At 58.8% G+C, this 26,854-nt stretch carries 22 protein-coding genes; 5 read left to right on the plus strand and 17 right to left on the minus strand.

Annotated features, from left to right (window positions below):
* Window positions 1-13: 13 nt before the first annotated feature.
* Together N5D53_RS20205 and N5D53_RS20210 are read right to left on the minus strand one after the other, a co-directional pair.
* The gene (locus N5D53_RS20205) at window positions 14-253 is read right to left on the minus strand and encodes a TIGR03758 family integrating conjugative element protein (protein ID WP_279840662.1); all 240 of its coding nucleotides are present in this window, start codon (window positions 251-253) and stop codon (window positions 14-16) included.
* Complete coding sequence (locus tag N5D53_RS20210; RefSeq protein WP_279840663.1) at window positions 240-575, minus strand: RAQPRD family integrative conjugative element protein; 336 nt, start codon at window positions 573-575, stop codon at window positions 240-242. Before N5D53_RS20210 ends, N5D53_RS20205 begins: the two co-directional genes overlap by 14 nt.
* Before the next feature lie 649 nt (window positions 576-1,224).
* Here N5D53_RS20210 and N5D53_RS20215 point away from each other — a divergent pair.
* The 5 genes from N5D53_RS20215 (at window position 1,225) to N5D53_RS20235 (ending at window position 13,034) form a co-directional block, all read left to right on the plus strand.
* Window positions 1,225-2,904 (plus strand): N-6 DNA methylase, encoded by a 1,680-nt coding sequence (locus tag N5D53_RS20215; protein WP_279840664.1) that lies wholly within the window; start codon window positions 1,225-1,227, stop codon window positions 2,902-2,904.
* Between the two features lie 322 nt (window positions 2,905-3,226).
* Window positions 3,227-5,746, plus strand: coding sequence for a hypothetical protein (locus N5D53_RS20220; protein WP_279840665.1), 2,520 nt, complete (start codon window positions 3,227-3,229; stop codon window positions 5,744-5,746).
* Window positions 5,747-5,757: 11 nt separating this feature from the next.
* Window positions 5,758-9,957, plus strand: coding sequence for a DEAD/DEAH box helicase family protein (locus N5D53_RS20225; RefSeq protein ID WP_279840667.1), 4,200 nt, complete (start codon window positions 5,758-5,760; stop codon window positions 9,955-9,957).
* 472 nt (window positions 9,958-10,429) lie between these two features.
* Complete coding sequence (locus N5D53_RS20230) at window positions 10,430-12,184, plus strand: hypothetical protein (RefSeq protein WP_279840668.1); 1,755 nt, start codon at window positions 10,430-10,432, stop codon at window positions 12,182-12,184.
* Entirely contained in the window at window positions 12,174-13,034 is an 861-nt protein-coding gene (locus N5D53_RS20235; RefSeq protein WP_279840669.1) for a phospholipase D-like domain-containing protein, read from the plus strand. Before N5D53_RS20230 ends, N5D53_RS20235 begins: the two co-directional genes overlap by 11 nt.
* Before the next feature lie 375 nt (window positions 13,035-13,409).
* Here the strand turns inward: N5D53_RS20235 and N5D53_RS20240 are convergent, their stop codons facing one another.
* From N5D53_RS20240 to N5D53_RS20310, 15 genes are all read right to left on the minus strand, one after another.
* Complete coding sequence (locus tag N5D53_RS20240; RefSeq protein WP_279840671.1) at window positions 13,410-13,820, minus strand: hypothetical protein; 411 nt, start codon at window positions 13,818-13,820, stop codon at window positions 13,410-13,412.
* A gap of 69 nt (window positions 13,821-13,889) precedes the next feature.
* Entirely contained in the window at window positions 13,890-14,561 is a 672-nt protein-coding gene (locus N5D53_RS20245; RefSeq protein ID WP_279840672.1) for a hypothetical protein, read from the minus strand.
* A gap of 68 nt (window positions 14,562-14,629) precedes the next feature.
* Window positions 14,630-15,835, minus strand: coding sequence for a HEPN domain-containing protein (locus N5D53_RS20250; RefSeq protein ID WP_279840673.1), 1,206 nt, complete (start codon window positions 15,833-15,835; stop codon window positions 14,630-14,632).
* Between the two features lie 104 nt (window positions 15,836-15,939).
* Window positions 15,940-16,668 (minus strand): TIGR03747 family integrating conjugative element membrane protein, encoded by a 729-nt coding sequence (locus tag N5D53_RS20255; protein ID WP_279840674.1) that lies wholly within the window; start codon window positions 16,666-16,668, stop codon window positions 15,940-15,942.
* A 26-nt stretch (window positions 16,669-16,694) separates the two neighbouring features.
* The gene (traD, locus tag N5D53_RS20260; protein ID WP_279840675.1) at window positions 16,695-18,821 is read right to left on the minus strand and encodes a type IV conjugative transfer system coupling protein TraD; all 2,127 of its coding nucleotides are present in this window, start codon (window positions 18,819-18,821) and stop codon (window positions 16,695-16,697) included.
* Window positions 18,822-18,830: 9 nt separating this feature from the next.
* On the minus strand, window positions 18,831-19,250 hold the full coding sequence (locus N5D53_RS20265) for an integrating conjugative element protein (protein WP_279840676.1): 420 nt from the start codon (window positions 19,248-19,250) through the stop codon (window positions 18,831-18,833).
* Entirely contained in the window at window positions 19,247-19,801 is a 555-nt protein-coding gene (locus tag N5D53_RS20270) for a transglycosylase (RefSeq protein ID WP_279840677.1), read from the minus strand. Before N5D53_RS20270 ends, N5D53_RS20265 begins: the two co-directional genes overlap by 4 nt.
* Entirely contained in the window at window positions 19,783-20,502 is a 720-nt protein-coding gene (locus N5D53_RS20275) for a TIGR03759 family integrating conjugative element protein (RefSeq protein WP_279840679.1), read from the minus strand. Before N5D53_RS20275 ends, N5D53_RS20270 begins: the two co-directional genes overlap by 19 nt.
* 10 nt (window positions 20,503-20,512) lie before the next feature.
* Window positions 20,513-21,181, minus strand: coding sequence for a hypothetical protein (locus N5D53_RS20280; protein ID WP_279840680.1), 669 nt, complete (start codon window positions 21,179-21,181; stop codon window positions 20,513-20,515).
* Window positions 21,178-21,687 carry a PilL N-terminal domain-containing protein gene (locus N5D53_RS20285; protein ID WP_279840681.1) on the minus strand — a complete coding sequence of 170 codons (510 nt, stop codon included), beginning with the start codon at window positions 21,685-21,687 and terminating at the stop codon, window positions 21,178-21,180. Before N5D53_RS20285 ends, N5D53_RS20280 begins: the two co-directional genes overlap by 4 nt.
* 131 nt (window positions 21,688-21,818) lie before the next feature.
* Window positions 21,819-22,535: a hypothetical protein gene (locus N5D53_RS20290; RefSeq protein ID WP_279840682.1), complete on the minus strand. Its 717-nt coding sequence runs from the start codon at window positions 22,533-22,535 to the stop codon at window positions 21,819-21,821.
* A gap of 65 nt (window positions 22,536-22,600) precedes the next feature.
* The gene (locus tag N5D53_RS20295) at window positions 22,601-23,095 is read right to left on the minus strand and encodes a JAB domain-containing protein (protein WP_279840683.1); all 495 of its coding nucleotides are present in this window, start codon (window positions 23,093-23,095) and stop codon (window positions 22,601-22,603) included.
* A 67-nt stretch (window positions 23,096-23,162) separates the two neighbouring features.
* Window positions 23,163-23,420, minus strand: coding sequence for a hypothetical protein (locus N5D53_RS20300; RefSeq protein WP_279840684.1), 258 nt, complete (start codon window positions 23,418-23,420; stop codon window positions 23,163-23,165).
* 67 nt (window positions 23,421-23,487) lie between these two features.
* Window positions 23,488-24,033, minus strand: coding sequence for an STY4534 family ICE replication protein (locus N5D53_RS20305; protein WP_279840685.1), 546 nt, complete (start codon window positions 24,031-24,033; stop codon window positions 23,488-23,490).
* A gap of 757 nt (window positions 24,034-24,790) precedes the next feature.
* On the minus strand, window positions 24,791-26,764 hold the full coding sequence (locus N5D53_RS20310; protein WP_279840686.1) for a DNA topoisomerase III: 1,974 nt from the start codon (window positions 26,762-26,764) through the stop codon (window positions 24,791-24,793).
* Between the last annotated feature and the right edge of the window lie 90 nt (window positions 26,765-26,854).

Here is a 26,854-nt window from a genome sequence, read left to right on the forward strand (position 1 = left end):
CAAGGTCTCCGGATTACGACAGCATGAAAAACATCAGCACGATCAGGGCGAGGGCCAGGCGCAGCGTGCTGCCGCCGAGCGCGCCAAAATTGAGGTTACCGGCCGCCCAGCCGCGGTAGCCGCTCCACAGGGCCCAGGTGCACCAGAGCAATGCGAGCACTAGTACCGATGAACGCCACAGCACCGAGCTAAGCTGCGGGGTAAACCCGGCAACGGCGGAGAACGCGCTGAGTTGTGCGTCAGTCATGCTCATTTGCGGTGCTCAAGTGGGGCGCGTCAATACGGTAATCACCGGCCAGCTCCACCAGATCAGCCGGCTGCGCGCGTGAGGGCGATAGGTAGTTGCGTATACCGTGGCGCATGCGCTCCAAATCCGCAGTCAACCTGAGGTAGTCGAAGCGAAAACGAACTCGGTTAGCACCGGTAGTGCTGCTATGTGCTCGCTCGGCCAATAGCTCGATAGCATCGATCTGCCGCTGCACCAGGCCAAGATCGGAGCGCTCGCGCACGTCCTGAGCGGCGGCCGTGAAAGCAATCAAGCAGGCTATCAGTAGGGGGTAAGGCGAAAGCATCATGGCGAAATCCAGCTGAGTAACTGGTCTTCACCATGATCAGTTAGGCTCCCGTTGGCATGCGCTAAAGGGAATGTAGGGGATTCGGTTTTATCGCACCGGCAGCGCGATCGCTAGCAGGGTCCAGATGCCTCTGTCTGACAAGGGCGGCTCCGCTTGAATCGCGCCTGTGTGCGTCGCCCGTGGTGCTCTGGCGGAGGAGCGCCTGAAGCATTTGCCGCAGTACTGGGTGAAGAGAAGCATTCCTTTTCAATCTGGCACCACTTGTAGCTTGTTCAAGACGCGCTCTGGTGGTGTGCAATCGGTCGAAATCAGGCACTCGCGAGCGGCCGCTTTCGACTCATAGCGGCCTTTCAGGAAAGACAAGAGTCGGCTAGAAGCAGCAGGTCGCGATTACAACTCAAGCTGCCTTACAGTGATGTCCCTTCTGACCTCCATCTTGCGTACGACTAATTTGCTAGGTTGGAGCTTGGCGATGGGACGCCTTTTAGCAGCCTACAGGACAAACCAAGCTGCCTCGGATAAAAGTATCCCGAATGGGGCGTAATATTGGACAATACGGAGATTAATGCGCTGCCCTGAATCGTGCCCTCCAATGAATTTACCTAATAAGACTCGGTTTCATCGCCTCGTTCGGGGCCTGCGGATTGTCATGCAGGATACGCAGTTCGGGCCGGATCTGATTCTCGGCAGCGCATTAGCGAAGTGGTGCAAAAACTCTTTCCCCGGCCTACCGCGGTCTGGCCTGCCCACGTTAGCGGCGTTGCAGGATGAGCCCGCAGTGTGCGCGCTTGTGGACTTTGTGAAGGACCAAGACCTACTCGAGGCGACCTTCTGGTTCTCTTCGGCATACGCTCAGTTGCTGGGAGAAGAGCGTCGCAAGCGACTGGCGATGTTCTTTACGCCACCGTCGCTGACGAGGCGTCTGCTCGACGACTTGTCAGTCAATGGAGTGGACTTTACCACTCGCAGCTTCTGCGACCCCGCTTGCGGTGGTGCTGCATTCTTGGCGCCTATTGCGATGCGTATGCGAGACGCGCTTTATCTTCAGGGAGCAAGTGCGGCGCAAATACTCGACCACGTGCAAAAGCACCTACTAGGGTTCGACAAGGATGCCACGCTATGCGAGCTGTCAAAACACTTTCTGCTAATGGCGTTGCACGACGAGGTTGTCACTACGTGCTTATGCCCGAATTTCCAGGTGCAGCATGGTGACTCTCTCCTGCAGGCTGAGCATCTGCTAGGTGCGCTTGATGTTGTGATCTGTAATCCGCCTTTTAGGAAGATGGCTAAGGTAGAAGTCGAGGAATACTTCGACGAGTTTTCCGACATCATCGAGGCCCAGCCTAACCTCTACGCGCTCTTCATCGCCTTGTGCGTCAAGTTGCTAGCGCCTGGAGCGATCTGCGCACTGGTGACTCCGACGAGCTTCTTATCGGGGCAGTACTTCTCGAAATTACGCACTTTTTTGTTGGCGCACACCACGGTGCTTAGGGTCGGCATGGTGAGCCATCGTCTTGGTGTGTTCATTGATGTCGAGCAGGAGACGGCTCTGACTCTAGCTCGCCGTGAAGAGGCCGGGCACGCACCGGCGACCGAGGCAGAGGTTTCGGTTGTCTCACGGGATGGTAACTACGTTGACGTAGGGCGATGCGTCCTGCCCAATTCGGGGGCTGCCTGGCCGATTCCTCGCGCCGAAGGCGACGTTGAGCTGCTAAAAAATGCGGCCAAGTCAAAAGCGAGTCTCTCGGACTACGGATATACACCTCGTATCGGCGCCTTTGTGTGGAACCGCGATACACGCACGACTTACGCGTCGGCGGAAAATGCCGCTCTAGCAGATGGTGGTTTAGTCGTTCCGTTGCTTTGGTCTAGTGACATAGCACAGGACGGTACCTTGCGATTCACTGGCGAGCCCAAGAACAATAAGGAGCGATGCTTTGTGGACATGGGGGCAAAGGGGCATCGTTCGATTGTGCGCAGACCCAGCGTCTTACTGCAGCGCGTCACCTCAAATGACCAGCCGCGACGGCTGGTTGCCGCAGCGGTTCCAATCCAACTCATTGATACTTACAACGGATTCGTTGGCGAGAACCACACTGTCATTCTTGAGCAAGTGATACCCGACCCTGTACTGACACCTGAGCAGTTGGCTCAGTTGCTCGGAACGCCTACGGTGGACCGGTACTTCCGCTGTATTTCAGGGGCGACCAACGTATCGGCTTTCGAGCTCCGTCAGTTGCAATTGCCTGACCCGAACCGTCTCAGGAACTATCTCGAACAGGGCTGCGACATGGCTAGTGCGGCACAAAAGGCATTGGAAGTAGAGTAGGTATTTCGTTTATTCTCCAATGAATCTGGGAGCCACACGGCCGATAAGACATATGGCATCAAGGAAGTTGCTTAACGATTTGTTGGAAGCTGAGAGCCGAAGGCGCGAAGGACTGGCGACTAGGCTCGCTGCCTATAAGGCTGCCGCTGAGGCAAGGCCTACCCCATCGGCACAGGCTGCGCCGTCACGCCGTTCGAGCCACTCTGCGCCCGCTCCGCGAGAAGTGGTGCCTCCCCCTCCGGTTGTACCGTGCAGCCATGAAGCCCTCATCCCGCTGTTCCAGGACGATAGCCCCCAGCCCAGCGAACCTTCAAAAGCACTCGTGGCGCTGGCCGACTTGTACTTGCACGCAGCTCAACATCGTTCACGCCACATTGCGATGGTCTGGCCGGCGTCGCTAAAAACCCTTCCCCTCGTACATGCACTCGCCACACTGACCCGGTGGAGTAATGGTGACAAGCAAGGTGTGCGCGGCCTGCTTTTTCCCGCCAAGAACAATGCCTTCCATTGTCTCAACCACATTCATTTCGACCGTGGCAGCATCCTTCGCATTGTCAAGGAGCTGGTGGAGGTCGCCGACAATCCACGCGTCACTCGATCGATGCGTGACAAGGATCCGTTTTACTTTTGGCTGAACGACAGCAGCCTTCGTCAAGTCCTGGGTGGGTGCTTCAATCCAACGATTGGAGAGCTGCTACCTCACTACTTAGCTACACCAGACTTCAGGGTGTGGAAACCCTGCGACGCTCAGCTACTGGCGCTTACTCGAGCGAAGCTCTCCCGGCGAGGGAAAGCCAAAGAGGCCTTGCAGATGAACAGCGTCATCATGGGTGACCCCCGCACTGCGCCTGATGCACTCTTTGCGCTGGATGGGCGGATGTCAGATAGCGAACTTCGGCAAGCCTGCAAGGCTCTGGCGGAGCTCGGCGCCCCAGAGGTGGTGATAGTGCAAGCCACACGAGCTGTGCGCCTTGAGGCCCCTAAATGGAAGCGACAACTGGCGCGTTTCTGCCTGATGTTGGAGGACGTCTTTCGCGGCTGTCGACCGGGGGTCATTGTCATTACCGATGAACCGCATGCGGCTTACGGACTTAAGGACGAGCTCTGGGCGCAAAACCATAAACGTGATTCTGCGGGTCGCTGGCATTCGCCTCACGAGTTTAGAATTTCGGGCATCCCGAGCGTAGCAGGTGGTGTGGGCTTGCTGTCGGAGGGTGTTCAGGAAACACCCCCCCCAGTCCCGCGCGAATTCGATGTCCATATCGTAGATGCGGATGTGGCGAAAGCGGCGAACAAGTTCATGCACATTGCAAACACTGCACAGGGAGGTAAGTTGGGCGCCAGGCCGCTTGTTGAAGCGGCCTCGTTTCTTTCTCGCTTGGCGGCGCTACCCTGCGGCGTTCGGCACCTGTCGGAGCACCTTGCTGGTCTCGATGTGTCGGACCGTACGCGCGCAGCATTCGACTGGCCCGGACATATGGGGGCCGTCCACGAGTTTGATCGCAATGTCGGCGTGGGAGATAACCGACCGGCCCTTATGGAGTGTCTAGATCGAAGCTCACGGCTGTTCGCCAACTACCATGAGGCGACCCCATTTGCCCATAAACTAGCGGAGCTTGTTGCGACGGTCGCGACGAGCAAGAGGCGCAGTGTAGCCATTGTGTTTACCAACGCTTTATACCTACGCTTGGCCGAGCGCTTCCTTGTCGGGTATGGCCAGTATCCGGAAGATGCGACTTATGACTCGTTCCACGAGCGCGTACATTTACTGTCTGCTCCACATCTCGAAGATCACCTTGAAAAGCTACAAGGTTCCACACTCGTGTTCGCCGGACTCAATGAGGATTGCCTGCGTCTGCTGCTAACGGACAACCGCATCCCCGCACATTCTGTGCTTCTGCTGACTCAGCGCGCAGGTCAGTTCCTGCGAGCCACGCTCAATCCTATTGTCGAGCAAATGCCCGAATTCAAGTCTTACAAACCCCGGATGGAGTCCATCTTGCGACAGCTGAAGGACTTGCCGGAGAGCGCCTCGGTCCTTTCTACCGGCGACTATGTGCTTCCCACATTCCGTGTCGAGTTGTCATCGAACATCATCTCGAGCGACCACGATGTCGAACCGGGATCTTGGGTTATCCGATTCGACACCGGAGTCACCCAGTATCGCCATGACACTTCAGAGGTGTACGTGTACGACCCTGCTTCGCAGCTTGCGACAAATGCGGGGTTTAGGCCGTGCCAGGTCTGCTCACTGGGTGTCGGAGATAAGGTATTTATTATGTCGGCTGACTTGCGCGAAACGGTCGAGCAGGTCCTGCGCGACGCCGGCGTGCCCATCCAATCAGACAAGACGTTTGAGTCGGCCCTGCGCAGCTATCACGAACAGGTGCAAACACGCCTTGCGGAGCGGTTCACGCAGGCCACGCTTTCTGACAAAGTTCGGGCAATACGTGAGGAGATGATCGAGCTCAACCCGAGCTTGGAAAGTAAGCTGCCGAGTTTTCAGGCTATGCGTCTATGGATTGACCTCGGGCACTCGCCTGAAACGCCTTTCGAGCAGCTTCGCCCACAAGCGCCGCTACGTGAAGCGACTTTCAAGGCATTCGCAGAGGTGCTCGGGTTCTCTGAGCTGGAGGCATCCTACCAGTGGCAGCGCGTAATAACGGCTGTGCGCAGCTCGCGTCGACTAGACGGTCGCCATGTCTCTGATATCTATGCATATATGCTCTTGCAGCCGGAGTCTGTTATGGCCAATTCAAGCATTAGACGGCAAACACTGAATACGTTGTTCAACAAGGCGCGCGAGAATGTTGCCACCGTCGAGCACGTTGGCCCCCTCTAGGAATCGCAGCAATGACACAGCCCACTCTTCGTGCCGATCCCGCTGAAATTCCCTCCACTCTCAAGGAGGCGGTCGTCGATAGTCTCCTCAACCTGACGTATGCACAACTCAGTGGACAAGGGGGCACAGGCCAGTACCTATTCGGCGCCCGCCCAAGAATACTTCTGAACTCCGGCTTCTTGCTGCCCCAGCGCAGTCCGTCCGGAGACGACGAGGTGACGTCTCCCATTTGGGTTTCTTCGCACGGACTGCAGATGCAGCTCAACGTCGCTGAGACCTCGGTGATGAAGGTTTTTCCAAGGCTGTGTGTCTATGTCCGAGTTTTGCCTCGCGAGGAGGACCTCAAGAGGCCAAACTGCCGGCCTGTCTTCATGCTTCGCCAGGCAGTGGTTGACGAGATTAGAACTGCACGCAACCGTCGACTGGATGAAGAATGGGATAAAGTCAAAGGAGCGTACACCTCGAAGTGGAAGCATCCAGACTGGGCGGCAATTCGTGTCAAGGTCGTTGACGAGGTTTACTCGGCCAAGGGTATCCCAAGGCACCTGCTCACCTCAGAGTTACCCCCGGATTCGGGCGAAACCAACGAGCCCTCGGGTGAAGCCGATGACCTTGGCAACGGCACGAAGGAAGGGGTGCCTGTCAAGGTAGGGGAAACGCTCCCTATCAAGGACGAGCATTTCGAACCATTGGCTGTTCCACACAAGTGGATGCGACTGGAGGTGGAGCTTCCCTCACTGGAGCTTGACACTTCAAAATCCAAAGAAGCAATTCAACTCGATATTGAGAACCACGCTACGCGGATGAATGCGGTTGTGGCCAAGCGATTGCAGGACTGGGCTGAAAGCGACGACCCGGAAACGGGGGGCAAGGCCTGGGGATATCGGCATCAGCTATCCATCCCTGCCAGCCAATACACCAAGTGGGCTGATTTCCTCGACGTGGTGCGCAAGTCGCAGCTACCCATCGCTTTACCGCAGATTCAACTGAATTGGAATCTCGAGCTGCATACCGACTGGCTCGATCCCTACAAGCGCAGCTTCTTTCTGGCGCTTGAGAACATCAGTAACATGCCGAGCCAGCATGTCGACGAGACGGAAGAAGCTGTCTTCCTCGTGTCTCTTAGGGTGGAGCTACCGATTGCGCTTCATCACGAACTGAAACTGGAGCGCATCGACCCATCCTACCGCTACAACAAGTACTTGGCCCATCCGGCCATGGGGCACAACGGCGGCGTTCTGCAAGTGCAGTCTGGTACTTCGATTCGGGTGCTCGAGACAACTTGGACACCCCGCTATGCGCAGCCACGTATTATCCCTACGAGCGCCAATGGGGTCGAGTGTCGAGTGCGCTTGCTTTCGCAGCCAGACGGACTGGACAGCCTGGCACCGTTGGTGCCAGCTATGCAAGAGTGGCTCGACGGCCTACCTGCACAGGTGAATCCCGCCGAAGGACTGGATCCCTCTGACACGGCGGGCGTGGCTCGGGAAGAAGAGGCGTTTACGCAGGACCTGCAGAAATGGGCCTCCGAATTGCAGGCGTTAGCTGCGGGTCTGAAATGTTTAGAGGAGTCTCGCGTAGCCTGGTACGCGCGTGGTGCGCAGGCTGCCTCAAAGGCAATCGTCTATGAAGCCTGGCTCGCCATGAACGAGACTATGGCTGACTTCATGAAGGCCCGTTTCGGGGACGACAACAACGAGTGGCGCCTGTTTCAGCTGGCCTTCATTATCGCCAATATCCCCGCACTAGCGTCGCGCATCCCGGAGTTCGCGCATCACTATGACGAGCGAAGAGACGACGCCGTCACGCTGCTGTACTTTGCCACCGGCGGTGGCAAATCCGAGGCGTTTTTCGGACTCTTGGTTTTCAACCTTATGCTCGATCGGCTGAGGGGAAAACACCGCGGAGTGACAGCCCTGATTCGATATCCGCTGCGGTTGCTGACGATTCAGCAGGCCCAGCGGTGCGCACGAGTGCTGGCACACGGTGAGCGAGTTCGCCGCCTCCACGGGTACGGAGGGAGCTCACTATCCATTGGTTTCTGGGTCGGCAGTGGGGGCTCTCCGAACCGACACAGTGAAAAGGGGGTTAAGAGCATCCCGACCGTGTCGGCAGCGCCGCCCATCCTGACTGATGAGCTGGCCCTTCGCGAGAACGACTCTAAGTACTCAGCTGCCATGCGTGCATGGCGGAAGCTTCCCAAGTGCCCGTTCTGCAGCAGAGAAACCGCTTTGCGGCTCTTCGTCGACCACGGGGATCAGACGCTAGGCCACGTTTGCACCGACATCCACTGCGACTCCAACGAGGGCCAGTGGAGGCCACTACCGTTCTACATCGTCGATGACGACATCTACGACTTGGCGCCATCCGTCCTCCTGGGAACGGTAGACAAGCTGGCACTCATCGGCCATTCGAGTCGAACCATCCGACGCATCTATGCAATGTTCGGAGCTGCGCCGTGGGTTAACCCAGTCAACGGACGGTTGCAAGTGCCGACGGACAATCGCGACCTAGCCGCAGGACCAACTGCTAAGGGTATGGACGGGGTCTATCCGGCCTACCAGTCCGGCAGACGCATCTTCCATGACCCCTTCCCGAGTCTCATTATCCAAGACGAGGCGCATCTGCTCGATGAGTCGCTGGGCACCTTTGCCGGCCTGTTCGAGTCCACGTTAGATGCGGTCTTTGAATATCTCGCCAAATCACTCAGTGGCCTGGTAGCCACAGACGAGCAAGGCCGTAGGCGTCGGGCCAAGGTCATCGCAGCCTCTGCCACGGTATCCGACCCTGAGAGGCAGCTGGAGCATCTGTACCAGCGCTCCATTCCGGCAACCCAGTTCCCTGAGCCTGGGCCGTCGCTTTACGAATCCTTCTATGCGAAGCCTGCACTGGCCGAAGAAACGCATCGTCAGACCCATCCGAACATCGAAGTTGCAAGTAGGCAGGCCCGTGTGTATACGGCCTTCATGACCAACGGTAAGCCGCACACGTCGACCAGCGTCGCAGTGTTATCTGGCTTTCACCTGACAGTAACCCGGCTGTTCGACAACCTGACTAGCGGCGTCGAGCAGCTGTTTCAGTCGGCGCGCCAAGCGCTGTTGGACCATGTCTCCCTAGGAGCGCTTCACGGGCTTCATAGGCAGGCGCTATGCGCGGCCAGCGCTTCGGAGTTAGCCACTCTAGTCGACCTTCATCGTATCGCGTTGACCTACGTCACCAACAAAAAGGGCGGCGATCAAATCATGGCGGCTGAGGCGGAGGAGACACGCAAGCGGCACCTCAATGAAGGCATTGACCTTGGGGGGCTGGACACCCGACTAATCACCGGCTCGGTAGAGCAAGGCGAAATACAAGGTGTCGTGGATACTGCGCAGCGCCGCGTTACTCCGGGGCAGCCTCTGCCTCCGTTGCGAGAACAGCTGCGTTCGGTAATTGCGACTTCAGCTATCTCACACGGCGTCGACGTCGATGAGTTCAACTCGATGTTCTTCGCCGGCATGCCTTCGGATATTGCCGAGTACATCCAGGCTTCCTCGCGCGTCGGGCGGACACACATTGGCTTTGTTGTCCTAGTGCCCACGCCTCAGCGTCGCCGCGACCGGCATATCGTGCATGTATTCGACATTTTCCATCGCTTCTTGGAGCGTATGGTTCAGCCGGCGGCCATCGATCGCTGGGCGGAGCGCGCCATCGAACGAGTATTTCCTAGCCTGTTCCAGGCCTACCTGCTGGGCGTAGTTCCAAGCCGCCAGCTGATTCAGCTGCCAGAGGACGAAAAAGGCATGACGCCTGACTTCAGCTTCATTCCCAATGTGCGCAAGGAGTTTAACTCCCGAGGCGAAGCGTTCATCGACGAAATCGACAAGTTTGTTGAGCTTGCGGTGGGCTTGCGCGGTGCGTTCTCTCCCGAAGGCGAAGAGCACTACCGTGCTCGCATCGACCAGAGAACTCGCCATCTCATCGTGAACACGTGGAGTAGCCCGGTCTGGGGCAGCGGTACTATGGAGGGCTACTTCAAGGGCCAGACGGACCTGATGCTCAAGCCGATGACATCGTTACGCGATGTTGATCAAGGCGGCGTCATCCAGGCATCGACTCGCGACGTGGCCGGCAACATCCAGTCGCTTGGCGAGATACAGCAGGTAATGGACCTCGTTCGTCACGGTGTGTCTAACAACGATAGCGCGGACAACGCGCAGAAAGGGGACTGAGATGGCGGTACGCAGAGGGTTTCTGGCAACTGACGACGAGGATAAAACACTCAGCGCGCCGACGATGGCGCGCTCGAGAGGGCAGCTAGGATCCGCATATGCCCCTGGAGCTTTCTTCACCTTCGAAGGCGGCCTGGGCGCGTGCATCTCCATCCCAGACCTATCAGCAACGGTAGACGACGCCCCCATCCAGCCGGCAACGAAGTCTCAAATCATCCTGAGGCTGCAGGAAGTCTGGCAGAGTTGGTTCACTCGCTCGTATGCGGTGGGCACAGGCACACGCCAAATCGACCCTTACCAATGCCTTGACGAGTCGCTTCTCAAAGGGGCGGCTGTGATCCCGTTGGGCGCTGATCGCTTGGCATTCTTGAGCCCCCTGCGAATGGGATATGCCCCGGCTCCACTGACTTTCGTTTGTAACAAGTGCCGGCTCTTCAGGCGTTTCAAGTCAGCCCACGAGCTAGCTAAGAGCATGGACCAGCTACGCAAGATCCGTTGCACAGCCGCTGATACCAATGGGCCGTGCCAGTGGCGTCAGGTCGATGTCATCTTCGTGCACTGGTCCGGTGAGTGGATGCCTGTGACTCCCGGCCGATGGGAGTGGGATGACCGCAACAACACCCTCAGGCTCTATGGTGAAGAGTGCAATGTATGCGGTGGCGGCGACTTCAAACTCAATACCGACTCGCCTCGCATCGGTCAGTGGCACTTCTACTGCGCCAACCCTACATGCGGGCATAAAGGGTCCAATGAGTGGCGCCAAAACGACCGGTTCACGACCGAGCTCCTGAGAAATCAATCCAGTGCGCGCGTTAGCGAGCGCCGCATGGAGCCAATCTCCTATCGCGCGTCTTCAGCGTACTATGCGCAGTCAGAGCAATTTGTACTTTTCCCAGAGACGGAGCATCAGCTCATCACGATGCTAGAGCCGCAACGGCAATCCGAGCTCGCTGCTTTCATCGGAAACCAGTTTCGATTCGGTGGCGCGGAGCTCACATCCGACCAGATGAGAGAGGCTTTGCTCGCAGCAGGAAAGGCCAGCGAGTGGGAGTCGTACGAGAACTTTTCGCGGATGCATCAGCTTGCGAGTGGCTCAGCGGATACAGCCTTTCAAACGATAATGGAAAACGAACTGAAGAAGCTCGTAACAAGATGGACCACCAGCGACCCGCCGCTGGTGCGGCCACACGTCGAACTCCCACCAGCAATCAATGTGCAACTTTCACTACGTAGCGAGTATACCAGCCGCTTCGACCCCTTCGTCCTGGCGGTCGAGCACGAAGCGCTGAACAGAGGCAAGCTTTCCGCTCTGCCCGACGGGGGGCGCGCGAGGTTTGTGCGCTTCAATCATCTGGACAACGACCTTGCACCAAAGGATGTGAGCGCGAAGGCAGCTCAGGAGCTCGAAACCCAGCGCCTCATGGTCAAGCTTGGCATCGCCGACTTGGGGCTGATTCGCGAGTTCGACCTGTGCCGCTTCACACACGGGTATACGCGGGTTTCAGCGACGCCGACACTAGACAAGCGAAATCAGGACATGCCCGTTCGCTTGAGGCTGTTCGAGCCATTGCGTAGCGGGAAGAGGCCGATCTACGTTGTAACGCAGGCCAACGAGGCGCTCTACGTGCGTCTGGACCCTGGCGCTGTCTACAAGTGGCTCCAGGCCGTCGGGGTATCGGACCTGCCGATTTGGGACGAAAGCAGTTCCGTCAAGTTCGGCGGTAGGCTTTTGGAGGTGGCGCAGCCTTTTGGACGTTACTTCTCCCTTCTCAAGGAAGGGGATGCGTCGACCTACCGTTACGTATACACGCTGCTGCATACCTACGCGCACGCGTTCATGAAGAATGTAGCCGAGTTGTCGGGCCTGGACCTAGGCTCTATGGGGGAATACATATTTCCGCTGGATCTTGCATTCGTGGTGTATCGAAACGGCACGACCATGGACTTGGGAAACCTATCGTCGCTGTGGCGGAACGAACACAATCGATTCCTTTCTCGTTTCCTGGAGGCATCGACACATCGCTGCAATTCGGGGCGCCTTTGTGATACGGCAGGGGGAGCTTGCCCCGACTGCATCATGATTCCCGAGACATCCTGCGTAGCTCAGAATCAGCTGCTTTCACGCGCCGTGTTGAAAGGGGGCCCGCCGCCCCGCGAGGATGCAACACACAAGGGGCAGCGCATCCGTGGTTTCCTCGAGGTGATCAACGAAACTGATGCAGGGTGAATTGCTAAGCGCCTTTGACGCGCCATCCCCTTACTGCGAGGTGAGTGCATCGTTGTGCGACGCGGCCGGGCAAGGCTCATTTAATGTGCCGTTGGACCTGCACTCCATCTGCACGCGTGCCGGTCTGCCGCAGGCGCGAGTTGCTGACGTCGAGCGCTCGCTGATTGCCGGGCAAGCATATGGGCTATTCGCGCGGTCAACGCCGCTCACCTGGCAGGTGCGTGATCGCGCCCTTGCAGCGCAGCTGGCACCATTGCTACTTGGCGCGCGCTTGTATCGCGCACGGGTCTACCGCGATGCCGACATCGTCGACGTAGTGCTGACGAAACCACCCGCTCCTAGCCAGGTTTCCTTGCAACTTGAGAACATGCTGCATGGCAGTTGGGGTTTCAAGGACACTAGGCAGCTACTGCCAGCGATTGCAGAGTCTGCACGTAGCTCCTTTTGCGTGATGACGCCGTTTTTTGACGAGCTCGGCGCGCAGATCGTAGTAAATCTCTTCGAGCGCACCTCTGCGCCCGACAGATGCCTCATTTTACGCACTAACAAGGAAGGGCAGCCCCCGCCAGGACTGCAAGACGTCCGCGAAGAGCTTTCTCGCCTCGGCGTGACAGTGCTTAACTTCCGTCTTGACCGTCCCGACGCGCCAGGCAACGAAACGTTCCACGCCAAAGTGATTCTTGCAGACGAAGCGGCTGCCTATGTGGGCTCGTCCAACATGAACCAGTGGTCATTCGAGTACTCTCTCGAACTGGGGCTGTACGTACGAGGCAAAGCTGCCACGCGAATCGCCATGCTGCTGCGCGCCGTCCGCGCCGTTTCAGGGCGGATGGAGCGGGCGGGGTGGTGAGTTACGACGTTTAACATCGGTTTTCGGGAAGCCGGTACGGCTGGTTTGGCTCGAAAGCAGCCTGAGATGAGTGGCCGCTATTGGCCGTGAAGCACCGAGATGAGGCTTCTCGTGCTTGCCTACAATCTCAAACGGATGATGAACATCTTTGGCATCGCTTGGCTGATTGAAGCGATAGGACATGAGTCCAACTGTTTTTTGCGCTTGAATACGGCTAGCTGGGGCCCAACTGAGTTTGACCTCCACTTACTTCTGCAGACCCAGCGTTTCAACTAGTCGACCTGTTTATTTGCGTTTTCACACAGCCTGGGCCCAGAGGTGCCCTTCGTGGCGTACAGCGAATCCCCTCAGATCACCCCTTAAATTGAGGTAAATTCACTCAACAAATTTTGCATGCGCACGTTTTTCACACAACGCGTGCCATGTCTTCTGTGGAATTAATTTACTCGTCCAGCCATAGTAACCCCAAGTTTTGGCAATGTCCTTCTGCCAGCATTCATCACAAATTAACGAATGAAAATGTACGTCGTCATTCATAATGTCCTGATAAATGCCGTACAGGCTCTGTGGATTATTACAGTAGCAGTTGAATTTTTTATCTCTCTTGCGCTCATGTAGCGGCCCAACAAGTCGTTCGTAAATTTTCGGATGGCACTTTTTAAGGCGTTGATTTACCGCATCTAGAACATCAGTCCTAGACTTATTAAGGGCGTTGTCTCGTAGGTTCAGTAGGCTTCGCTCAGAATCATATCTTCCTTGGTTGATTCGAGAAACAATGCTACTCATATACGGCCTCCATGCGATAAAGTCTTTTAAGAGCGGGCTGTGTCACTACGGCCCGATTGATATGGATGGTTAGGCTATTTCGACATGTGAAATTTTTCTGGCGTTAATAACGACCTCAAATTCGCCGGACTGATTGGAAAAGTACGCATGTTCTTTCGAGATATTAGTTTTTAAGATTACTCTTTGGTTTGCGTTAAACCAAGGTTGGCCCAGGTAATGCTTAAACGCAAAAAGATAGGCAATTTCTTTGTTAGTGCTCCATGACTGCCCATAGTTTGATGAGTTGTGCTCGGTAATGTCGGTGCCCCTATATAGCGTGATTAGGTTTGGTAAAATATTGATGTCGTTCGGTCTTAGTTCTTCATCAAGGATTACTTGGGGATGCCACCCCTCATTTTCTTGGCATGTAAACAATTCATGAAGACCGTTGCGGGCATATGAGGAAAATGCATGTCTCAATGAATCAAGAGTAGACGCTGCGTCAGTGTTCGAAAGGACTTTAGATAATTCGGCGCTGTAATTATTGATTTCTACTTCAGCTGGGCTGGGCTGAAATGAGTCTCCGTTATAAAGATATCCTGACTTATTTTGATTGTGGATTGCATTTATAAAAAAAGAAATCGCAGATTCAAGCTGGTTTCTATGTGGTGATAGTACATTCTCGCTGAGTTTTGAGTTAATGCTTTCTAGCAAAATTTTCATTTCATTTTTTATAAATTCCTGATTTTTTATTGGTAGCATGGTGGATTGCTCTCGGCTTTTAGGGCTACTGACTGGATTTTGGGGTGATTGTAATCAGTTAGGTCTGATCAAGAACGGTTTTCTTCTATCCGTGAATGCCGGCTTGGGAAGTAACCTCCTAACTCTAAAGTTAGCCAATCATCAAATGGGTTGGATAAATACATTTTTATAGCATGTTTTGCCAATGCGGCAGCTTCATCTAGAACCAGTCGCACTTCGTCGGGTTTCTTACTGCTGATTTTACCTCGATGAACAGCCGCAGACCCATGTTCGTAAGCCTTCTTAATTATGCGATATGTTGCTAGTCTTTCCTCAATTCCTCCCCCTGATAATAAAGCAGCCCTGATGGATAGCCTGTGTGAAAGCTCTCCGCTGTCATTGTCAAGAAATAGCGACTCTAACGTGGTGCGTAGTAATACTGCTGCCTCAGAAATGTTATTGCAACTATAAAAGTCGTGGAGCTTACCGAGTGGAAGCCTAATCTGGTTTTTCTGTCGCTCATCCAGATGGTAGAGATTAGTCAGTAAAGCAACAGCGTTTTTTACATCTTCTTCGGAGAGAATCGACAGTTCAGATACAACGTGAAACGAATGATACTCCCATACTGCCGGTCCAAAGCAGGGAACCTCATCGGCCGCTACGATGGCAGTGGCAATTCTTTGCACGGCAATTGATCCCTCGCTGCACAACGCTAGGCAGTGTACTACATCCTCTAAAATCTGGAGCAGGTCGCTAGCGACTTTAGGCTGCTCGCCAAGCCTAGCTTGCCCTATAAGCAAAGGATGTTTAAATGGTACAACTAGAGCGGCTGAATATTGAGGCGTCAATGCGTTTTCATCTAATGATTCACTGAGTGAGAGCTGAAGGGCTTTGTTGGGCAGTTGGTAAATGCTCGTCAATGATCCAAATTTTCCGAGATTGATAGTTTCCTCGACTTCAATGCCGGCAAGCAGAACGATTCCAAAGGCTTGGAATGACTCATTTTGTAAGTAATTTAAAAGGTCGGCCGCAAAATCTCGGCCGTAGTTTTTCTGAACGCAGGACGACATCCAGGCAGCGATAATTTCAGAGCTTACAAGATTTCTTGAGGCACCTACGACTTGGTATCCAGCCATCAACTCCTTAAAATCATGCTCTTCATTAATGAGGTTTAGTATCTCCGATCTCAATCGGTCTCCAGCCTTTTCCGCGTTGGCATAGGCAATCTCTGGATGACCGTCTTTGGGCCGAGAGAAAGCAAGGTGATAGATGCTCTGAGTTAATCGATCGTCCATGTTTCTCACTCACGCGGAATTTTACATAGCGTAAAGTATTTTCGTGGCCATGTGTAGGTACCTAGCTGCCCCGCGAAGAGCAGCTATGGGGCGATAGCGGATAGTTAAAGGTATTTTTTGAAGGTTGTAGCCGTTATTGCCACCATCCACCCAAGTAATGCAGCGCATGGCACTAGCACCCAAATGGGATTCACTGAGGTGGGAAGGGAGAGGTAGATCACCCAAGGGCTTATCATCAACGGCAACAATGTCCGCTTCGCTCGGTGGTAGACGAAGCTGCTCTCGCGGTCGGCGCTGAATTTGCGAAGATCGCGGCGCATCAAGCCATCGACCGCGCCGGTAATCACGGCGAGCAGGAATAGGGGCATGGCCAGGGTGAGGACGGCCAGGCGCACGACGAAGGTGAAAACGGTGAATAAGGCGGCCAATAGGTAGTCCTGCAACAAGACATAGGCTTGAGCAAACTGGCCTTGTACTGACATTTCGTGACTCAGGAGCTTCAGCTGAGTATCTGATTGCGCCCAGCCAGAGCGGACCACGACCCAATCGCTCAGGTGCTCAAGGACTTTGGCGGTGGCTTGCGCGGGTTCTACCACGAGCAGCGAGTTCTTGAAGTGATCGCTGAGCCATCCAAGCTCACTGAGCCACATGGCATGGCTGTGATGCCAGCCCTGGTCGGGCCAGAACCACAGCATGCCCACGAACTCCAGGACGATGGAGAGGATCAGTGAAGCGAACAGCAAACCGAGTAGCCGCAGGCAAAGCTCAAGCGTGCCGAAGATAAGCCCCGGACGTCTTTGCGCAGGAGGCGGGCTGGTTGGAGTGGTCGGCATAGGGGGGCTCCGCACAACTCGGTCGCTTACGGCGCGTGCCTGCGCCCTGGTGGAAGCATCTCGGGATCGAAATCGGCCGTGGGTGCGCCTCCCGCGCTACTCCACCAACTCCCCGCATTGGCGTTGTACGATTCGCGCATGCGCGCAGCCAGGGTCTGCAGATCCGCAGGCATCGTATCGTCGCTGGCTGGCTTCGGTAGTGGCATGCGCACCTTCCACAGCTGGCCGCCTTCCTGGAACGAGAACATCTGCCCCTTGGGCAAGGCGATGATGTGCGCCGGTTCGATCAGCGGTACTGCAGTGGTGGTGACGCGATCCTGCGAGGACGAGGTGAAGTCGGTATGGGCATCAGGATCGGCGGTGTCTGTTGCGCCGGAGACCAGGGTGCGTGTCTGCACGTTGACCTTGGGCAACTGGTTGGTCAGCAGTTCAGCGGTGGCGGTTTCCCGTACGCGCAGCATCTGCAGGGTGTTGAAGTTGCCGATGACCTGGCCGGCCTTGGCCCGGTTGCCGATACGTGCCTCGATGTCGCTCAAGGTCTGGGTGTAGGCGGTAACCTGAATACCGGCACCGCCGCCCTTGTTGATCAGCGGAATGAACTCATCACCCATCAGTTCGTTGAACTCGTCGGCGTGCAGGTTGATTGGCACTTTGTCTGCCGCGCTGGAAGAGCCTGGCAGACCGTGGTCGATGCCATGCTTGTAGATGTGGCCAGCGACAGAGACCAGGTCGGCGAACATCGAGTTGCCGACGGCGGCGGCCACTTCGGCATCCGACAACGCATCCAGGCCAACGTAGACGATGCCGCGTTTGCGGATGACCTGCAGCCAGTCGAAAATCGGCCGCGGGTCATCCAGGTCGGAATAGTTTGGGGCGAGCAGTTGCGCGGTCTTGCCGCTGGTGAGCTTTTCCAGCAGTGGAAGCAGCGATGCCACGATCTTGTCGAAGTAGGTGCGGTCGTAGCGCACGGCTGAGCGCAGGCCGTCCATGACGGGGTCGAAGATGCGCTTGGCGGTCAGGTACTGCTCAATGGCAACGACGCGCTTCTCCCGGCCAACCATGTGCCGCGGGATGTTCTTCTCGTTCAGGCGTCCTTCGATCTGCACGATCGCTTCCCAGGCCTGTGGATCATGCCTGGCGAAGAAGTGCTGGGCATACTCGATAAACAGCGCATCGATGTTCACCACATGGCGCTGGATCTGGAGGTAGTCCGGACGCCGACCGAGTTCGATCAGTGCGCGGGCGATGATGTTGACGAAACGCCAGGCGAACTCGCGGAATGCTGCCGAGTTACCCTCGCCACTCAACTGGCCGGCGATCCGCGTGGCCACCTCCGAAATGCGGCCGAAGCGGCCAATGGCGTTGTAGCGCGCGGAGATTTCCGGCCAGCCCAGGTGGAACACATAGAACTCGTGCTCACGGCCGGCGCGACGGGCCTCGACGTACATACGCTTGAGCAGGTCGGCATCGCCCTTGGGGTCGAAGACGATGACCACTTCCCGGCTCGGTCGATGGATGTCCTGGGTGATGTACACCTCGGCCAGACGCGTCTTGCCCACCCGTGTGGTGCCCAGCACCAGGGTATGGCCGACCCGTTCGCCGAGTGGCAGGCTGGCTTCCTGTTCCTTCGGTTCGACGCCGTGCAGCAATGGCGAGCCACCCACCGGCGGTAACGGACGCACCGGGTTGAATGGGCTGTCCCAGGCCGTCAGGCGAGGGAGCAGCGACAGCCCCGGAGGGGCGTTCTCCAGCAGCTGTTCCATCCGCCGCGCCCACTGGTGGGCAGCCGACTGGTTGACATAGTGGGCCAGCGCCGGGGCCTGAGCTTCGAGCAGGCGCTGCGTGTGCAGGCGCGTCCAGCGGAAGCCGCGGCCCATGAACAGGCGCTTGCCGCTCACCGGAATCTGCCGGCTGGTCAGCGAATAGCGTGGCAGGCGGCGGATATTGCGCCGGTAGCGCAGGACGATCCGCGCCTCGTTGAGTCGCTTCAGGCCGAACGCAGTGTAGGCCAGGGCCATGCCAGCCCCTACCTCAGGCGACAGGGCCACGGCCCAGGGCGAGTGCAGGCACAGCGCACCGGCACCGGCGCAGATGCCCACGGTGTACAGTTCCACCGCCGGGCGCAGCAGGGATTCCATCGCATGCTCGCCCATGAGGTGCCCTCACTGTTCCAGGCCGGTGGGCGTGATCAGCACCGGGTAGTGCTCCAGCTCCAACCGTTCGGCGATGTCGTCACCACTCACTGGCCAGATGTTCAGCCCAGGCGCTGCCGTCTGGATGCGACGCAGCGCCTGCACATCGTCGACCTTGACCGCCAACCCGTTGGCGCCCAAGTCTTGCAACGCCTGGGCGTGCCGTGACAGCCACTCCAGGGAGGCGGCGTCCTGCCCAACCAGAAATAGCGGCGTCATGCTGGGAAGGCTCAATGCCCTGGGCGGCACGATTCCGGGCGAGAGGCGAGCGCTGTGCACTGGCAGCACCCAGTTCAGCGTGGTGGGAGCGGGCAGACTGCTGGACTCAGCGTTCGCGGCAAACGACAGCCAAGGGCAGAGGGCCAGGGCTACCCAGCGCAAGCAGCTCATGGCTGTGTTCGTCCGGGTGCCGTCGCGACGGGCTGGACGCGCTGCCAGTGACGGCTGAATTGATGGCGATAGCGCGCCGCAGGCGGACCACCGGCAGGCCGGTGATAGCGGCCGGCGGCGACAACCCAGTTGCCGGTGTCGGCATAGTGCGCGCGCAACAGCTCGGCGGTGACCGCGAGGTTGGCGCGGGGATCGAGGGCATCGCAGGCGCTCGGGTAGCGGTCGGGGTGATATCCCAGGTTGGTCTGTCCCAGCCCTACATCAATGCGCTTAGGGTCGTGGAGGCTAAGCGCTTCCCCCAGTGCGGCACAGGCCTGGTCGCGTCGGGCAAACCGCAGTGGGGAACCCGCCACATTCAGGGTCCACGGCCAGGGCATAAGCTGTCCGCGCAGCGGTGTACCACTTTCCTGCAGGGCGATGGCGAACAGCACCGAGGCGGGGATACCGGCACGCGCGGCCGCCAACTGATAGGCCGGCGGCGGAAGTGTGCCTGCATGAACGCTGCCCGCCCCGACCATCGCCAGGGCGAGAATCAGTCGATGCGCTGCCATTTTCCGTCCACCTGCTGATAGCGGGCTGGCAGGGGCCGGCTGGTACCCAGGGCAAACCAGCGGCCGCGGTCATGGTTCAAGGTGATCTGTCCGCCGGAGACCTGGGCGGCGGTGATGCCTGCGGCCTTGGCCCACTGGCGCAGGCGCGCATCGTTGCCTTGGCTGCCGACCAGGTACACATCCAGCCGCGCACCGGCCTGTAGCCATTGCTGGAGGCTGCTCCCACAGGCGGCACAGTGATCTTCCACGAACATCGCCGTGCGGCTGCTGCTTGAGGGGCCGGCATCGTCGCTCATCCCCTGCACGGGCTGCAGACCCGGGAATAGCCGCGCCCAGGCTGCGGTGTAGGCTTTCTGGTAAGCCAGTTCGCGCTCGGCACGCCTGGCTTCCAGGCGGACCTGCAGCTCGGCATAGCGCTGCCGCTCCTGATCCGAGTCGGCCTCGACACCTAGTGTGGTGAGCGGGTCAAGCCGTGGCGACCAGTAATGGCGAGGGCCGGTCTGCAGGCGCTCAAACGTAGCCCATTCGTCATCTGTCAGGCCCCACGCCTTGGCCTGGTCTGCTGCAGATGCCTGCCGTGATAGTGGCGACTGCTCGCTAAGCTTCACCTGAGCGTCGACATGCTTGGGGACGCTCAAGCCCTGATCGGCGAACACATAAGCTGGCAACAGGATGAGCGCAACAGCGGAAAACCTATGCACGTTCACCTCCTCACGGGATGGGCAGGGTGCGATCGCCATGGCCCGGGACGTGGAACACGGCCTGGCCCTCGCGAATCGCCAGCAGTTGCCAGCCGTTCAAGCTGTCACCGGGCTGGAGCAGGTGCACGGTGGACAGTGCATGGGTGCCGGCAGGCAACGCGGTCACGAACCTGATGGTGCCGCGTGTCTCGATACCCTGCAGGGTGAAGGGCGGCTGCGGCGCTTTGGCTTTTGATTGATCGCTGACGGGGGACGTTGGGGATGCAGAGGCGGCCGGCACCTTGTGAGCGGTCGACAGCTTCTCGAGTGCCGCTTCTGCCGCACTCATGCGTTGCGCCAGGGTGGTCAGATCGGCGCTGCTCGGTCCTGGCGGTACCGCTTGCAGGATCCTGACGGACGCCGCCAACTCGTCGAGTTGCTGGCCGAGGGTTGCCTGTGCACTGGTGTGCTGGTGCTGGGCGTCTTTCAGCGCCGCGATTTGTGGCAACAGCGTGGCGAGGGTGGTGCGCAATTCCCCGATATCGCGACGCAGTGACGGGCCAGGGTCCGCCGGCGCATTGCGTGCGGCGGTCTGCAGTTCAGCCAGTTGCTGGTGCTGGTTGTAGGTTTCGGCCGCGAGAACGGCAGCACCTAGGCACAGGGCGCCGATCACCAGGGCCTGAAAATGGTGAACCTTCATGGTGCGGTCTCCAGGGTCGAGAAGGGGGGTTCGGGCGTGGGCAGAGGCAGGACGTAGCACACGCTCCGCTCGACCGGGTCAATGTCCAGCCGCCAGGCGGGGCCGCCAATTATGGTCAAGGCATCCAGCAGCGAGACCGGTCCGAGGTCGTGATGGACGGCGGGTAAGGGGCGGCCGAACAACCGCGCCACGGCAGGGCTGTCGGGACAGAGGGAGTAGCCCGAGTGCTGCAGCACGTGGCGCAGTGCTTCACCGACCGTCGCGTGCAGCCCGGGGGCGATCTGGACATTGATCAGTTGATACAGCGGTTGGCGCTGCTCCAGCGTTGGCCGGGTGCTGGCCAAGGTGTAGCGGTCCTGTCGGACCCAGGCGGGTACCGGGGATTTTGGCTTGGCCACTGCGGTCGGGGCCGGTGCAGGTGGCGCAGGGGTGGGCGCCGGTGGCGGCGTGCTGCAGCCCAGCAGCGTGAGCATCAGTCCGAGCGTGAAGAACGTGAGGATATGCATGACCAGGTCTCGACAAAAGATGCCGACACCTTGTCGAAAAGCCAGAGCGCGCCCCTATCGAAAAATCGAAGTTCGCCGGCCTGATTATGCTGGTGCAACCATGAAAAAGGCGCCCGGAGGGCGCCTTGAGGTCAATCTTCGGTGAACAAAGGCAGTTCAGGCAGCGGCCGCGCATCAGGGTCGAAGATGAGCAAACGGGTGTCTGCTTCACCGGCCATCAACAGCAGGCGCAGCAGCACCGGTGGCATATGATCTGTGCGCAGACGTGCAGTCACTTCCTCAATGCAGCAGTAGCTGCCGCCCGCGGCAATTTGTCTGAGCCAGGGCGTCGAATACAGCTTGCAGCCTACCGCGTTGTTGCTGCTCAGCTCGAAGCATTCGAAGAAGCCCGACGGTGAACGACACCAGGCGCACACTTGCAGGTACTCGAACTCTTCTGCAGGCAGGTGCGCACTGCTGATCTCCCAACTGCGGCTGTAGTGTCCGGTGGCAAAGGACAGCTGCTCGATCAAGTGCTGTGCAGCTTCCTCGCTGGGGAGGTCGCTGACGTGTTGCCGCTTGCCATGATGCAGGCCTGTGACCTGATACAGCACCTGGCTGACGGTACCGTCGCCAGGACACACCATGCGAACGAACTCAGGCATGCTCTCGCCGTCGGTGATCACTGCGAAGTCATCATCGAACAGGCACGGCTGGAAATTGATGCTGTCATCCGGCAGGTCATGCAGCGCAGGGTGAAGGGATCGGTAGCAGGGTGGGCAATCGTCGGCGTAGCTGATCTGCACCACGCGTTCATAGCTCAGATCCTGAAAGCCGCGGAGGAAGGGATTGCTAAGGGAAGTGGACATGGGGGCGCTCCAAGAAGGCGAAGGGCACCCCGTACAGGCGGTGACCCTCCACGTGGTGGGTGTGGTCAGATCCAGCCGTAGTCGGCCAACGACAGCGGCGTTCCTTCGCCCACGATAATGTGGTCCAGCACACGCACCTCAACCAGGGCCAAGGCTTCGATCAGGCGGGTAGTGAGCACCCGATCGGCGCCGCTCGGTTGCGAACAGCCGGAGGGGTGGTTGTGGCTGAAAATGACCGCAGCGGCGTTGTGCTCGAGAGCCTTGACGACGACCTGACGCGGATACACGGAAGCTCCATCGATGCTGCCGGTAAAGAGGATGTCGAAGCTCAGCACGCGGTGCCGGGAGTCCAGGCAGAGCAGGGCAAACACCTCATGGTGATAGGGGGCGAGCTGCAATTTGAGGTAGGACGCTGCATCGCACGGCGTGATCAGTTGTTCGCCGCGCTGAAAGTAACGTTGATCCAGCAGTTCAAGCGCTTCGCTCAGCAGCGCATCCTCGCGTGCACGCTGGGCCAGTGCAGGGTCGAGATGCTCGACCCGGTTTTGGGCAGTGTTCATGGGCAATTCCTCGTGGGAGACGGGAGCGCCTCCTGGAGGAGTGCCCCAGGCAGATGAGAGAGGTGAGTTACAGCCTTGTAAAACGATGACGCTCACCGTGCAGTGGGCTTTGGCAGACCTCGCACGGGTGGGTGGAAAAGGCCTGAATGCCTGCGCCAGTGTGCGGATCGAAATCGGCGCTCAGGGGCAGCAGTGCCTGCAGTTGTGCGCGCATATGGGTAATGCGCTGTTCGACTTCAGCCTCGCTGTAGTACAGCGACAGCGCGCTGAAGTCGTCGTAGGCAACGGCCTGCAGGCAGACCTCACAGAGCCAGAAGCTCTCCATGGTGACCTCCGACATAGGTGAGTTGCAGGCGCTCGCGAGAGCGCCTGCAAGGGGGAGTCAAACTGCCTTAGGCAGACTGATGGGCTGCGGTGGGTTTGCGTGTGGCGGTTGGAATTGGCTGACCTTGATCGGAGTCACCGTCAGCGTCTGCCTTGGCTCCATCCGCCTCCGCGTGCTCAGCACCCTCAGCAGCGGCGGCAGCGCCGGTGCGGGCGGGCGCACGGTAGCTGAACTGGCCATCGACCTTGATCCACTCGATGAAGATCAGACGACCTTTGAGGCTGGCGCCGGGTTGCCCCTTGCGTTCGCCTTTCTCGTACAGGAACGGATCGACCCAAAGATCGCCGATGCGAAACGAGATGAGTACCTTGCGTTCCGCGCGGACGTCTTCCAGGTGCTCACGGATCAGCCTATCGGCTTCGCCGCTGGCGACCTTGCAATCGAAACGGGTGTACTCGACGTCGTCCGAGGCACCGTGCAAGGCCGCGATGTCACACGCCATGAACGCTTGTCCACGGCGGACCGGAACTTCGCGAACACGGTTCAGGTAACCGATGCCTTGGGTGTGCAGGTTGAAGTAGGTGGTGGGGGCGTTATTGCTTGCAGTAGTCATGGTGGAGCTCCTGTTCAGCAGAAACGCGGACATCCACCGGCCCTGGCGGCTGGTGAGTTCCGCAAGGGAGAGGTGCAAAAACGTGATCGGTGTGGAGGGCGCTCATCATCTATGGGGCGATGACCGTGCGAGCTGCCGAGCGCGAGTCGCACTTAGGGAGAACCACCCGAAGCGGGCGTAGCCTTGAAGGTCCTGGCTACCTGGGTGCTGTCAACGACAGCGGTACGCAACCCATCTATAGGACGGGTCAAACGTGTCGTCAACAGGTGATGCATGGCGCTGCGGAAGCCCGGCAGTGGGTGGCGCTCGGCGGATTGTTACCGGCGAAAAAATAGCCCGACGGTCATCAGGCTAGGAGGAGAGGGACCACCTTTGACTCGTATCCGGACAGCCAAGTCATCGCAAACCTCAAGCTGTCGTTCCGCGCAATCAACCGACCCTTGTCGTGGCCTGGGTCGGAACCAACTGGCACGCATCCGCGCACAAAAGGTGCCCAGTCTTTCGCCGGCGGGCACCGGGGCTGAGCATGGCCGCCGAAGCGGATGACCCCTGCGGCCTGGGAGCAAGCCGCGCGGGTCATCCGCTTCAGTCAGACGCTGATTACGTAAAGTGGGCGCAGGGTGCGCTGGAGAAGAGGGCTCCGAACTCAATGAGTCTGACCGAACTGCCCGGAGCGAATCGGTCTGGGATCGCCAGGGGCGATGGGCAGTCCCACTACAGCAGCGCCGCCGGTCGACGTCAAGCGTTGGCGCCACCGCTACTTGGATCTGACCGGGCGCTTGCTCGTCTTCACGGGCTTCGTGCCCTTGCAGTCTGGGTAACGCGTGCACGACCAGAAGTCTCCGGTTCGGCCCTTGCGCTGGCGCATGGCACTTCGGCACACCGGACAGCTTGGGCCCTTCGGGACGGGCAGTGGCAGCGTGAGCGAGCGGTGGTTGTGCACCAGCTGAGTCAGCCATGCCGCCTGCTTGGCGAGGAAGGTATCGACGCTGAGCTGGCCTGACTCGATACGGTCCAGCGCCTGCTCCCAGAGTGCGGTCAGCACAGGGTCGGCGACCTCCCGGGGTACGGCCTCTATCAGCGTGTGCGCGGCGGCCGATGCCGCGAGGCTACGCCTTTTTTTCTGCAAGTACCCGTGATCAATCAAGCCTTGGATGATCGCCGCGCGGGTGGCTTCGGTACCAATGCCGATACTGTCCTTGAGCTTCTGCTTGAGACGCGGATCGTCCACCTGGTTGGCAATGGTCTTCATCGCTTTGACCAGAGTACCTTCGGTAAAGGCTTTCGGGGGCTGGGTCCGCTGGGCCGCGACCGCAGTCTCCAGCAGCGTGATTTGAGCGCCTTCGCTCAACGTGGGCAGCGGTTGGTTGGGTTCTGGCCGATCGCTGTCACCGAGCTCGTCGATCACGGCTTTCCAGCCGCGTACCTGGATCTGCTTGCCGCGGGCGAGCAGGCGGTCCTGACCCGCCTGCAGCAGCACCTGGCTCTTCAGGTATTCATGATCAGGGAGGAATTGGGCCAGGTAGCGGGCGCGGATCAGCGAATACACGGCCCGCTCCTGCTCGGACAACTGCGTCAGGTCGATGACCACTGCGGTGGGTATGATGCCGTGGTGGGCGGTGATTTTGGGCGTGTTCCAGGCGCGCGACCGTCGCGCTGGGTCAGCCGATTTCAACCACTGCGCTAAGGCCGGCGATGCGGCGGCGAGGGCTCGCAGTAACTTGGGCACGTCATCCAGCATGCTCTCGGGCAGGAAGCCGCAGTCGGTCCGTGGGTAGGTCGTGGCCTTATGGTTCTCGTACAACGCCTGCGCTGCTGCCAGCGTTTCTTGAACGCCCAGGCCCAGCTTGGCGGAACAGACTTCCTGCAGGGTGCCCAAGTCAAAGGGCAGGGGTGGACCTTCGCGGACAGCCTCGATGTCGACGCTGCGGACCTGTGCCGAGGCTCGATGCTCCAGTCGTGCGGCGGCTTCCTGCGCTACGGTCTCAGTGAGGCAATGACCGCTGTCATCACACGCGTTCGCCGGGGGCTGCCAGCGTGCGCGAAAGCGCGTGCCGTCGGCCTCCAGCGTGGCTTCAACGGTCCAGAACGGTTTGGCGACAAAGCTGGCGATGGCGCGATCGCGCTCGACCACCAAGCGCAACGTCGGCGTCTGTACCCGACCCACCGGCAGTATCCCGTCAAAACCGGCACGCCGGCCGAGCAAGGTAAACAGACGGCTGAGGTTGATACCGATCAGCCAGTCGGCGCGCGATCGCGCCAGCGCGCAGTGATACAGCGGCAGGGTTTGCTCACCCGGGCGCAGGGCGGCCAAGGCCCGGCGGATCGAGGCTTCGTCCAAGGCAGACAACCACAGACGCTGGATCGGACCGCGGTACTGGCAACGCTCAATGATTTCGCGAGCAATCATCTCGCCCTCGCGATCGGCGTCGGTGGCGACTACCACCTCGGCGCATGACTGCAGCAGACCTTGGATCACCTTCAGCTGCTTGGCCACCTTCGGCTTTACAACGACCTGCCACCGCTCGGGGATGATGGGCAGATCCTCCAGGGTCCAGCGCTTGTAGCGCTCGCCATAGCTTTCCGGTGGCGCGGTCTCCAGCAAATGGCCCACGCACCAGGTCACCGTCACGCCCGACCCCGCCAGGCAGCCGTCGCCGCGCCGCGTGGCTTGGAGCACGCGAGCGATATCGCGCGCTTGCGAAGGTTTTTCACAGATGAACAGACGCATGAGCAGGCACTCCCAGTCGGTTCACCACAGCGTGCCGGGGTGGGAAGGGGAGGCCAGCGGAAAGCCGAATGGGCGCCAGTCACTTCAACG

This window comes from Pseudomonas sp. GD03862, from assembly GCF_029840855.1.
Lineage (GTDB): Bacteria > Pseudomonadota > Gammaproteobacteria > Pseudomonadales > Pseudomonadaceae > Aquipseudomonas > Aquipseudomonas alloputida.